Origin of the sequence: Mycobacterium zoologicum, from assembly GCF_020181635.2 — a bacterium.
Lineage (GTDB): Bacteria > Actinomycetota > Actinomycetes > Mycobacteriales > Mycobacteriaceae > Mycobacterium > Mycobacterium zoologicum.
On sequence record NZ_JAYJJS010000014.1, the window covers coordinates 76701 to 88106 of the forward strand.

Below are 11406 nucleotides of genomic sequence, written 5' to 3' on the forward strand. Positions count from 1 at the left end.
CGGCATGGCTGCCGGGTCCGGGTCCGATCGAAACCATGACCGGGTGCTCACCGTGCCCAATGTCATCAGCCTGGCGCGCCTCGGGCTGATCGGGGTTTTCCTCTATCTGCTGCTGGTCGCGCGTGCGGACGGTCCGGCGGTGGCGACCCTGATGCTCAGCGGCGCGTCGGACTGGGTCGACGGCAAACTGGCCCGGCTGTTGGACCAGTCCTCGACGCTGGGCGCCCTGCTGGACCCGGCGATCGACCGGCTCTACATGGTGGCCGTCCCGGTCTCCTTCGCGCTGCGCGGTCTGGTGCCGTGGTGGATCATCGGCGTGTTGCTGGCCCGCGATCTGTTGCTGGTCGCGGTGTTGCCGGCGCTGCGCAGCCGGGGACTGACCGCGCTGCCGGTTACCTACATCGGTAAGGCGGGCACATTCGCGCTGATGTCGGCGTTTCCGTTGATCCTGCTGGGGCAGTGGCCGCAATTGTGGAGCCGGGTGGTGGGGTCGGTCGGCTGGGCCTTCCTGATCTGGGGCCTGGCCATGTACCTGTGGGCGTTCGTGCTGTACGTGGTTCAGGCGGCGCTGGTGGTCCGCACGATGCCCAAGGCCGCCGGTGTCTGAGCCGTTCTTCGCGCTGAGCGGTTATGACTCCGGCCGAGGCAGGAGTCCGGATGAGAGCGGCCGGCCCGAGACCTTCGCGGTGCCGTCGCTGCTGCGCTCACTGCTGTCCGAACACCTTGATCCCGGCTATGCCGCAGCGGTCGGCCCGCCCTCCGGCCGGGCGGCGAGATGGATGTGGGAGGCGCTGGCGGCGTTGTTGGTGGCCGCGGTGTTCGCGGTTGCGGTCACCCAGGCCCGATCCACCGAGCCCGGGGTGCGAGACGCCCGGCAGGTACTGGCCAGCAACGTGCGGTCGGCCGAAAGCACCACCAGCCGTCTGACCGACAAACGCGACGAACTGACCGATCACGTCGACGACTTGCGCCGCCACCGGCTGGCCGACGACGCCGAGGGACGACGGTTGCTGGCCGGCCTCGACCAACTGAGCCTGGAGGGGGCCAGCACCTCGGTCACCGGGCCGGGCCTGCTGGTCACCGTGACCGAACCCGGGGTGGGGCGCAATCTCTCGGATGCCTCCAAGCAGCGGGTGTCGGGCAGCCGGCAGATCATCTTGGACCGGGATCTGCAGCTGGTGGTCAACTCACTGTGGGCCAGTGGCGCCGAGGCGATCTCGGTCGGCGACATCCGCATCGGTCCCAACGTGACGATCCGGCAGGCCGGCGGGGCCATACTGGTCGACAACAAGCCGATCAGCAGCCCCTACTCGGTGCGTGCCATCGGAGCACCGCAACACCTGCGCGACGCGTTCGACCGCAGCCCCGGGCTGTATCGGCTGCGCCTGCTGGAGATGTCCTATCGCGTGGAGGTGCGGGTCGACGGTCGCAGTGCGGCAGACCTGACCCTGCCCGCCGGCGCGGTGCGTGATGTCCGCTATGCCCAACAGATGGGGGAGCACGGAATGAGTGGTCGATGATCGGGATCGCCGCGCTGGTCGCCGGCATCGTGCTGGGCCTGGTGTTGCATCCCAGCGTTCCCGAGGTGATCGCGCCCTATCTGCCGATCGCCGTGGTGGCCGCCCTGGACGCGGTGTTCGGCGGCCTGCGCGCCTACCTGGAGCGGATCTTCGACGCGAAGGTGTTCGTGGTGTCGTTCACGTTCAACGTCCTGGTCGCCGCGCTGATCGTCTTCGTCGGCGACCAGTTGGGGGTGGGGACCCAGCTGTCCACCGCGATCATCGTGGTCCTCGGGATCCGCATCTTCGGCAACGCCGCGGCGTTGCGGAGGAAACTGTTCGGTGCCTGACGCCAAGGACCCCAAGGATTCCGACACCCGTTCCGGACCGCTGTTCGGTGTGTTGGGGATGCTGCTGTGCCTGCTGCTGGGGGTGGCGATCGCCACCCAGGTGCGCCAGACCGATTCGGGCGACGCGCTGGAGACCGCCCGGCCCGCCGACCTGCTGGTGCTGCTGGACTCGCTGCGCCAACGCGAAGCCGTGCTCAACACCGAGGTGGCCGATCTGCAGCAGACCCTCAACGCATTGCAGGAGTCCGGCAGCAGCGATCAGGCTGCCATCGAGAACGCCCAGGCCCGGCTGGCCGCTTTGGCGATCATGATCGGCACCGTCGGTGCCGTCGGGCCGGGGGTGGTGGTCACCGTCGAGGATGCGGCCCGTGGCGTCGCCGCCGAGACCATGCTCGACGTGATCAACGAGCTCCGGGCGGCGGGAGCCGAGGCGATGGAGGTCCGCGACGGCACCCAGGCGGTGCGGATCGGAGTGGACTCATGGGTGGCCGGCAGCCCCGGCGCGTTGGAGTTCGACGGGACGGCGCTGACCCCGCCGTATTCGGTTCTGGCGATTGGGGATCCCCCCACCCTTGCCGCCGCGATGAACATTCCCGGCGGCGCCGTCGACAGCGTGCGGCGCCTCGGTGGGGTGATGGCGGTGCAGCAGACCGACCATGTGGAGGTGACCGTGTTGCGGCAACCGAAACCGCGCCAATACGCTCAACCCGTCAAGTGAACCCGACAGCGCAAGGAGCACGATCACCGTGAGTGACGTTCCGTCCGACCTCTACTACACCGCCGAGCACGAGTGGGTTCGGCGCACCGGTGAGGACACCGTCCGCGTCGGCATCACCGATTTCGCCCAGTCGGCGCTGGGCGACGTGGTTTTCGTGCAACTGCCCGACGTGGGTACCGAGGTGACCGCGGGGGATGCTTTCGGCGAGGTGGAGTCGACCAAGTCGGTCTCCGACCTGTATGCACCGATCTCGGCGAAGGTGACCGCGGTCAACGCCGATCTGGACGGCGGCCCTCAGCTGGTCAACTCCGACCCCTACGGCGCCGGCTGGCTGGTGGAGCTTGCGGCGACGAGCGACGCGTTGGACGAGAGCCTTTCCGGGCTGCTGACCCCCGACGCCTACCGCGCGACGCTGGCCGAGTGACGATTGCTACCGTGCCTGCCGGGATGCGCCGGGATTCACCGGACACGATCCCACCGTGCGGGGACATTATCGACCGCTGCACGGTACGGTCGACTCAACGATCGCGGGCTGTCCCGCGGCGGATCCCCGGCGGATATGTGACCAGCCAGCACGACAGCGGCCAGTGAGGAGTAGCGGGTGACGGAGAAGGACTCGGACAAGGGGCAGGACCAGCTCGGCGACGAGGTAACGGTGGAGACCACCTCGGTGTTTCGCGCCGACTTCCTGAGTGAACTTGACGCCCCCGCGCAGGCCGGTGGCGAAGGGTTGTCCTCGGGAGTCGAGGGGCTGCCCGCTGGGTCGGCGCTGCTGGTCGTCAAGCGGGGTCCCAACGCCGGGTCGCGTTTTCTGCTCGACCGGTCGGTGACCGCGGCTGGCCGGCACCCTGACAGTGACATTTTCCTCGACGACGTCACCGTCAGCCGTCGCCATGCCGAGTTCCGGTTGGAGGGCAACGAGTTTCAGGTCGTCGACGTCGGCAGCCTCAACGGCACCTACGTCAACCGGGAGCCGGTCGATTCTGCGGTTCTGGTCAACGGCGACGAAGTTCAGGTCGGCAAGTTCCGCCTGGTGTTCCTGACCGGCCCGACGTCCGGTGATGCTGAGGCCGGGCCGGGAAGCTAGTGACCGCGCCTGACAGCCCTGAACTGACCGGGATGTCGATCGGAGCGGTGCTGGATCTGCTTCGGCCGGATTTTCCCGATGTCACGATCTCCAAGATTCGATTCCTGGAGACCGAGGGGCTGGTCACGCCGCAGCGCGCGGCGTCGGGCTATCGCCGGTTCAGTGCCTATGACTGTGCGCGGTTGCGCTTCGTGCTGACTGCGCAGCGCGACCAGTACCTGCCGCTGAAGGTGATCAAGGCGCGACTGGACGCCGAAGAGGACGGGACGCTACCGGCGCCCGCCTCACCGTATCCGGCGCCACGCCTGGTGACAGCGGCCGGCCAGTCCGCCGGAGATGAGCGGCCGGGGCCGATGCCGCCGCGGCAGGTGCGCCTGAGTCGTGAGGATCTGCTGGAACGTTCCGGTGCCGACGAGGCTCTGCTGGTATCGCTGACCCGATCCGGGGTGATCGTGGCAGGACCGGGTGGCTTCTTCGACGAGCACGCGGTGGTCATCGTTCAGTGCGCGCGGGGGCTGGCCGACTACGGCGTGGAGCCGCGCCACCTTCGGGCGTTCCGATCGGCGGCCGACCGGCAGGCCGATCTGATCGCTCAGATCGCCGGGCCGATGGTCAAGGGCGGCAAGGCCGGTGCGCGCGACCGGGCCGACGACCTGGCCCGTGAGGTCGCAGCACTGGCGATCGCCCTGCACACCGCCTTGCTCAAGTCGGCGGTACACGACGTTCTGCACGGCTGAGGACTAGACTTCGGCTCGGCGGGGCGTGGTACATCAAGCACATGCGGAGGGCTGGCTGGAGATGGGTGAAGTTCGCGTGGTCGGCATTCGCGTCGAGCAGCCGCAGAACCAGCCGGTACTGCTGTTGCGTGAATCCGATGGCGACCGTTACCTCCCGATCTGGATCGGGCAGGCCGAGGCCGCCGCTATCGCACTCGAGCAGCAGGGTGTGGAGCCGGCCCGTCCCCTGACGCACGACCTGATTCGTGATCTCATTGCGGCACTCGGGCATTCGCTGAAGGAAGTTCGTATCGTCGACCTGCAGGAAGGTACGTTCTACGCCGACCTGATCTTCGACCGCGACATCACGGTGTCGGCCCGGCCGTCGGATTCGGTGGCGATCGCACTGCGGGTCGGGGTCCCGATCTACGTCGAAGAATCGGTGCTGGCCGAGGCCGGGCTGCTGATCCCCGATGAGAACGATGACGAGAGTTCCGGCGCGGTGCGCGAGGACGAGGTGGAGAAGTTCAAGGAGTTCCTCGATAGCGTGTCGCCGGACGATTTCAAAGCAACCTGACCCGGCGCGGCGGCCTCAGCCCCGTCACGGATGAGTCTCATCTGAAGAGTGGTCACCACGACACGCCCACTGGGAGGCCGGACGCACAAAATCCGGGCCCATACTTGAGACCACGACGGGAACAACTGCAGGGCGGTCCGCCGCGGCGTATGCTCACGACCAACTCGGGCAAGAGCAAACGCGGCCACCGGCCAGTCAGTGGCAACGAGCGCGATCGGCGAGAGGAAGCACCGTGGGTGAGCAACCGGGACAGGGACAGCTGGACTTCGGTCCTGGCAAAGCCGGTCAGCCGAGCGATGTCGAGACCCCGGTGCAGACTCCCGCCGGCGGTGAACCGGTGCAGGCCGGACTGTTCCCCGACGACTCGGTCCCCGACGAACTCATCGGCTACCGCGGACCCAGTGCCTGCCAGATCGCCGGTATCACCTACCGCCAGCTCGACTACTGGGCCCGCACCTCCCTGGTGGTGCCGTCGATTCGGGGCGCGGCCGGATCCGGCAGTCAGCGGCTGTACTCGTTCAAAGACATCCTGGTGCTCAAGATCGTCAAGCGCCTGCTCGACACCGGCATCTCGCTGCACAACATCCGGATCGCCGTCGACCACCTGCGGGAGCGTGGCGTGCAGGACCTGGCCAACATCACCCTGTTCTCCGACGGCACCACCGTCTATGAGTGCACCTCGGCCGAAGAGGTCGTCGACCTGCTCCAGGGCGGCCAGGGCGTGTTCGGCATCGCGGTGTCCGGTGCGATGCGCGAGCTGACCGGCGTCATTGCCGACTTCCCCGGGGAGCGTGCCGACGGCGGCGAGTCGATCGCGGCGCCGGAGGACGAGCTGGCCAGTCGCCGCAAGTTCCGCGACCGCAAGACCGGTTAGCTCCCGCCCCGACCGCGAGCGTGCGCAAATGTATGGTTCACGCTGCGCGTCGGCGTACAACTCTGCACGTTCGCGCCGGGGCCCGGTGCCTCGGTAGACTGAGCGACGCATCGCACCCGCAGCGGGAGAGTCTCGTGGCAGCCAGCCACGGGCGCCGAAGGAGCAATACCTCTCCGTCAACCTCTCAGGCCCAAGGACCGCCCGGGGCATTGATGCCTCTGGAAAGTGGTGCCAAGAGCACCCGCCGATGGGGAAAGGCCTGCGGGCCGAAACTCTCAGGCGCCCGGCGCGGGTGAAGACAGAGGGGGAGGGCCGACCGTAGGTGCCCGTTACCCCGCAGGAGTCTCCCGTGCCCGACACCACCGCTTTTGGCCCCCGCCCCTTCACCGAACGCCACATCGGCCCGGACCGCTCGGCGATCAGCACGATGCTCGGCGTGATCGGAGTCGAATCGCTCGATGAGCTGGCGGCGCGCGCCGTGCCGGCGACCATCCTCGACGCGTTGAGTTCCGACGGCACCGCCCCGGGACTGGCGGGGCTGCCCCCGGCGGCGACCGAACACGAGGCGCTGGCCGAACTGCGTGAACTCGCCGATGCCAGCACCGTCGCGGTGTCGATGATCGGCCAGGGCTACTACGACACGCTCACCCCGCCGGTGTTGCTGCGCAACATCATGCAGAACCCGGCCTGGTACACCGCCTACACGCCGTATCAGCCCGAGATCAGTCAGGGCCGGCTGGAGGCGCTGCTGAACTTCCAGACCATGGTCGCCGACCTGACCGGGTGCGAGATCGCCAATGCGTCCATGCTCGACGAGGGCACTGCCGCCGCCGAGGCCATGACGTTGATGCATCGTGCGGTGCGCGGCAAGCCGAACCGGCTGGTGGTGGACACCGACCTGTTCACCCAGACCGCCGCGGTGCTGGCGACCCGGGCCGAACCGCTGGGGATCGAGATCGTCACCGCCGACCTGCGCGACGGCCTGCCCGACGGCGACTTCTTCGGCGTGATCACCCAGCTGCCCGGGGCCTCCGGCCGCGTCACCGACTGGTCCGGGCTTATCGCAGCGGCCCATGAGCGCGGCGCAATGGTGGCCGTCGGCGCCGACCTGTTGGCGCTGACCGTGATCACCCCGCCCGGGGAGATCGGCGCCGACGTCGCATTCGGCAGCGCCCAGCGCTTCGGGGTGCCGATGGGCTTCGGCGGTCCGCACGCCGGTTACCTTGCGGTGCAGGCCAAGCAGGCCCGCCAGTTGCCGGGCCGGCTGGTCGGGATGTCGGTGGACGCCGACGGTTCGCCGGCGTTCCGGCTGGCGCTGCAGACCCGCGAACAGCACATCCGCCGCGACAAGGCGACGTCGAACATCTGCACCGCGCAGGTGCTGCTGGCGGTGATGGCCGCGATGTACGCGAGCTACCACGGTGCCGACGGCCTGACCGCGATCGCTCGGAGGGTGCACCGTCAGGCTGCGAAGATCGCCGCGGCGCTGGGCGATGCGCTGGTGCACGACACGTACTTCGACACGGTGCTGGCCCGGGTCCCCGGACGCGCCGACGAGGTCGTCGCGGCGGCCAAGGCAGCCGGCATCAATCTGTGGCGCGTCGACGCAGACCACGTCTCGGTGGCCTGCGACGAGGCCACCACCGACGGCCACGTGGCCGCGGTGATCGAGGCCTTCGGGGTGGCTGACCCGGAGATCTCGGGGCGCGAGCCGGCGGATGCGCGCATCCTCACCCGCACCTCGGAGTTCCTCACGCACCCGGCGTTCACCCGGTATCGCACCGAGACCGAGATGATGCGATATCTGCGCACGTTGTCGGACAAGGACATCGCCTTGGACCGCAGCATGATTCCGCTGGGCTCCTGCACGATGAAGCTCAACGCCGCAGCCGAGATGGAGTCCATCACCTGGCCGGAATTCGCGCAGCAGCATCCCTTCGCCCCGGCTGACGATGCCGCCGGGTTGCGCCGGCTGATCGCCCAACTGGAGTCCTGGCTGGCCGGGATCACCGGCTATGACGCGGTGTCGCTGCAACCGAATGCCGGGTCGCAGGGCGAATATGCCGGTCTGCTGGCGATCCACGCCTATCACGCCAAACGCGGTGAGACGCACCGCGATATCTGTCTGATTCCGTCCAGCGCGCACGGCACCAACGCCGCCTCGGCCGCGCTTGCCGGGATGCGGGTGGTGGTGATCGGCTGCCGCGAGAACGGCGACGTGGATCTGGATGACCTGCGCGCCAAGATCGCCGAACACGCCGCGAACCTGTCGGCGTTGATGATCACCTACCCGTCCACCCACGGGGTGTACGAACACGACATCGCCGAGATCTGCGCCGCCGTCCACGATGCCGGCGGTCAGGTCTACGTCGACGGTGCCAACCTCAACGCACTGGTCGGCCTGGCCCGGCCGGGCAAGTTCGGTGGCGACGTCAGCCATCTGAACCTGCACAAGACCTTCTGCATTCCGCACGGTGGAGGTGGTCCGGGGGTCGGTCCGGTGGCGGTGCGAGCGCACCTGGCCGAATTTCTGCCCGGGCACCCGTTGGCCGCCGAACTGCCTGGCGGGCGTCCGGTTTCGGCGGCCCCTTACGGGTCGGCGTCGATCCTGCCGATCACCTGGGCCTACATCAGGATGATGGGCGCCGATGGTCTGCGATCGGCATCGCTGACCGCAATCGCCTCGGCGAACTACATTGCCCGCCGACTCGACGAGTACTACCCGGTGCTCTACACCGGCGAGAACGGGATGGTCGCCCACGAGTGCATCCTGGACTTGCGGGAGATCACCAAGGCCACCGGTGTGACCGTCGACGATGTGGCAAAGAGGTTGGCCGACTACGGTTTCCATGCGCCGACGATGAGCTTCCCGGTGGCCGGGACCCTGATGGTGGAGCCGACCGAGAGTGAGAGCCTGTCCGAGGTGGACGCGTTCTGCGAGGCGATGATCGCGATCCGCGGTGAGATCGATCGGGTCGCCGCCGGGGAGTGGACCGTTGAGGACAATCCGCTGCGCGGGGCCCCGCACACCGCGGAGTGCCTGATGGTGGACAAGTGGGAGCACCCCTACACCCGCGAGCAGGCCGCCTATCCGCTGGGCCTGGGCTTCCGGCCGAAGGTGTGGCCGCCGGTGCGCCGGATCGACGGCGCGTTCGGCGACCGCAATCTGGTGTGCTCATGCCCACCGGTGGAGGCCTTCGCCTAAGCGGCGCCGAGCGGGAACGCTCGAAGATCAGCTAAATCTCATTTAAAACGGGATTTCGGCTTATGGTGACCTTATCCATAATGTGGCGCAGTTCACAAAGGAGTGGTCATGCTGCAACTCACGCTTCGTCCCTACCTGACTGCCGGAATCGCCGTAGCGGGCGCCAGCATCATCGCCGTCACCCCGGTCGCGCCGGTGACTCCGCCGCCGGCCGTCGCCGCCGCCCAGTTCCATGCGGTCCAGCTGACCGATGCCTGGTCAGATCTGTTCACCCACACCATGGCCAACGTGAACAGCATCAACTCCAACACCGACTGGACGGCGATCTCGCAGGTCTTCGGCAAACTGTTCACCGACCCGTTCGGGGTGATCAGTGCGTTCACCTCCATCACCCCGACCATCACCACCGATGTCACCGACCTGCCGGCGACGGTCACGGTGCAGCTGCCGCCGGGGCTCGAAATGGCGATCGCCAGCATGGGCGCGCAGGCGCTGACCTCCCAGGCGATCAGCAACGCCGCGGCGGACATGGCCAGCGGAAACTGGACCGGGCTGTTCAGCGCCCCGGCTACGATCGCCGACGCCTACCTCAACGGGGCGCAGAATGTCAGCCTGCTCGGTGGCATCATCAACATCCCGGTGCTCAACGGCGTGCTCGCCCCGGTGCAGAACCTCGAGGTCAACCTCAACCTGACCCAGCTGCTGGACGCCCTCGGTCTGGGCAACCTGGATCTGAGCAACCTCGACGTGAACGCACTGCTGGACCAGCTGGGGCTGGGCACGCTGACCCTGGGTGGGCTGCTCGACGAGCTGGGGATCAGCGGTGACGGGCTGGGCGATCTGCTCAAGGACGGCCTCGGCATTTCCAGCCTGGGCGGGCTGTTGGGTTTCCTGGGTCTGGGCAACCTCGGGTTGGGCAGCTTCGGGCTGACCGACGTCCTGAACGGACTGGGCCTGGACACCGGGGTCGATCTGAACAGCCTGTCGCTTGCCAGTGTGCTGAGTGCGTTCGGTATCGACCCGACGACGCTGCTGTCGCCCGCCAACCTGCTGGGACTGGTCGGACTGAACTCCGGAGACCCGTTGTCATCGGGCATGCTGGACGGTCTGCTGAGCACGTTGGGCCTTACCGCCGGTGATTCGGTGTCGCTGGAGCAACTGCTGGACGCGGCGAACATCAACACGACTTCACTGACACCGGATCAGCTGCTGGGCGTGCTGGGTCTGGACACCGGTGGCGCGGTGACGCCCAGCACGCTGCTCAGTGCGATAGGCCTTGACTCGAGCACTGTGTTGACGCCGACCCAGCTGATGGGGCTATTGGGCATCGACACGACCGCGACGTTGACGCCGACGCAGCTACTGGGTGCGGCGGGTATCGATACGTCGACCCTGTTGGATCCGAATGCCCTGCTCAGCGCGATCGGTCTCGGCTCGACGGCGATACCGGGTACACCGCTCACCTTGTTGACCGATGCGTTGGGCGCGGTGCTGGCGGCGTTCGGCGTGCCGGCCGGCGGGATAACCAGTGTGATCGGCGCCGTGACGACGGCTCTTGCTCTAATCCCTGGCCTGAACCTCGTCACTCCGACCGTCGGCGGCCTGCTGAGCAGCCTGTTCGGCTCGCTGGGCATTACGCCGACCGGGTTGTCGCTCGGCAGCCTGCTCAGTGATCTGGGCTTGTCGGGTAACAGCTTGTCCCTCGGTGCCCTGCTGGGTGACCTGGGCCTGTCGGGCAACAATTTGTCCCTCGGCGCATTGTTGGGCGATCTGGGTTCGTCCGGCACGACGGTCGGTGCGCTGCTCAACGCCCTGGGCTTGTCGGGGAACGCCTTGACAGTTGGCGATCTGCTCAGCGCGCTGCATCTGGGATCGAATGGGCTGACCGTCGATGGCCTGCTCAGTGATCTGGGCCTGGACGGCAGCGGCGTGACGATCGGCGGCCTGTTGACCGACCTGGGTCTGTCGCCGGACAGCCTCACCCTCGGTGGTCTGCTCGGCGACCTGGGCATCGTGCCGGGTCAGGACCTGACGGTCGGTGGAGTGCTGGAGGCGCTGGGCTTCCCGGCCTCGACCGGTGACCTCTCGCTGAGCGGTCTGCTGAGCGGGCTGGGCCTGGGCGGTATCGACATCACCGGCCTGCTCAACGGCCTGGATCTGGGTGGCCTGATCAACGGTCTGGGGCTGGACAACCTGCCGCTGAACCTCGGCGACCTGGTCGGTGACCTGTCGAACCTGAACCTCGGTGACCTGCTCAACGACCTGGGCCTGGGCAACCTCGACCTGGCGAACATCGGCGTCGGCTCGTTCGGCGGCATGATCAGCGAGCTGTTCGAGGTGATCCCGCAGCAGATCCTGGACGCGCTCGGCAGCTGAGCCG

11 protein-coding genes and 1 riboswitch are annotated in these 11406 nt (G+C 67.7%); all 11 genes read left to right on the forward strand.

Translation table 11 applies throughout. The features are described 5' to 3' along the window. The first annotated feature begins 4 nt into the window (after positions 1–4). The 11 genes from K6T84_RS13145 to K6T84_RS13195 all read left to right on the forward strand — a co-directional run bounded on the left by K6T84_RS13145 (position 5) and on the right by K6T84_RS13195 (position 11402). Complete coding sequence (locus K6T84_RS13145; protein ID WP_224865579.1) at positions 5–607, forward strand: CDP-alcohol phosphatidyltransferase family protein; 603 nt, start codon at positions 5–7, stop codon at positions 605–607. Then, positions 600–1520, forward strand: a complete 921-nt coding sequence (locus tag K6T84_RS13150) for a DUF881 domain-containing protein (protein ID WP_408066107.1) — start codon at positions 600–602, stop codon at positions 1518–1520. The genes K6T84_RS13145 and K6T84_RS13150 overlap by 8 nt, the downstream gene beginning before the upstream one ends. Further along, positions 1517–1849, forward strand: a complete 333-nt coding sequence (locus K6T84_RS13155) for a small basic family protein (RefSeq protein WP_224865580.1) — start codon at positions 1517–1519, stop codon at positions 1847–1849. Before K6T84_RS13150 ends, K6T84_RS13155 begins: the two co-directional genes overlap by 4 nt. After that, positions 1842–2567: a DUF881 domain-containing protein gene (locus tag K6T84_RS13160; RefSeq protein ID WP_224865581.1), complete on the forward strand. Its 726-nt coding sequence runs from the start codon at positions 1842–1844 to the stop codon at positions 2565–2567. Before K6T84_RS13155 ends, K6T84_RS13160 begins: the two co-directional genes overlap by 8 nt. A gap of 28 nt (positions 2568–2595) precedes the next feature. Continuing rightward, entirely contained in the window at positions 2596–2991 is a 396-nt protein-coding gene (gcvH, locus tag K6T84_RS13165; protein WP_224865582.1) for a glycine cleavage system protein GcvH, read from the forward strand. 177 nt (positions 2992–3168) lie between these two features. After that, on the forward strand, positions 3169–3654 hold the full coding sequence (gene garA / locus K6T84_RS13170; RefSeq protein WP_224865583.1) for a glycogen accumulation regulator GarA: 486 nt from the start codon (positions 3169–3171) through the stop codon (positions 3652–3654). After that, on the forward strand, positions 3654–4391 hold the full coding sequence (ftsR, locus tag K6T84_RS13175; RefSeq protein ID WP_224865584.1) for a transcriptional regulator FtsR: 738 nt from the start codon (positions 3654–3656) through the stop codon (positions 4389–4391). The genes garA and ftsR overlap by 1 nt, the downstream gene beginning before the upstream one ends. A gap of 61 nt (positions 4392–4452) precedes the next feature. Continuing rightward, the gene (locus K6T84_RS13180; protein ID WP_224865585.1) at positions 4453–4947 is read left to right on the forward strand and encodes a bifunctional nuclease family protein; all 495 of its coding nucleotides are present in this window, start codon (positions 4453–4455) and stop codon (positions 4945–4947) included. 232 nt (positions 4948–5179) lie between these two features. Beyond that, positions 5180–5821 (forward strand): MerR family transcriptional regulator, encoded by a 642-nt coding sequence (locus K6T84_RS13185; RefSeq protein WP_408065910.1) that lies wholly within the window; start codon positions 5180–5182, stop codon positions 5819–5821. A 112-nt stretch (positions 5822–5933) separates the two neighbouring features. Then, positions 5934–6031, forward strand: a riboswitch (glycine riboswitch). A gap of 139 nt (positions 6032–6170) precedes the next feature. Beyond that, a complete protein-coding gene (gene gcvP, locus K6T84_RS13190) occupies positions 6171–9026 on the forward strand; it encodes an aminomethyl-transferring glycine dehydrogenase (RefSeq protein ID WP_224865586.1) in 2856 nt (951 codons plus the stop codon). A 108-nt stretch (positions 9027–9134) separates the two neighbouring features. Continuing rightward, entirely contained in the window at positions 9135–11402 is a 2268-nt protein-coding gene (locus tag K6T84_RS13195; RefSeq protein WP_224865587.1) for a hypothetical protein, read from the forward strand. Positions 11403–11406: the final 4 nt, after the last annotated feature.

What these genes read in the sequence shown, in the direction of transcription:
- K6T84_RS13195 (WP_224865587.1), top strand. Translation starts at nt 9,135, where the DNA reads ATGCTGCAACTCACGCTTCGTCCCTACCTGACTGCCGGAATCGCCGTA.
- K6T84_RS13180 (WP_224865585.1), top strand. Translation starts at nt 4,453, where the DNA reads ATGGGTGAAGTTCGCGTGGTCGGCATTCGCGTCGAGCAGCCGCAGAAC.
- K6T84_RS13145 (WP_224865579.1), top strand. Translation starts at nt 5, where the DNA reads ATGGCTGCCGGGTCCGGGTCCGATCGAAACCATGACCGGGTGCTCACC.
- K6T84_RS13155 (WP_224865580.1), top strand. Translation starts at nt 1,517, where the DNA reads ATGATCGGGATCGCCGCGCTGGTCGCCGGCATCGTGCTGGGCCTGGTG.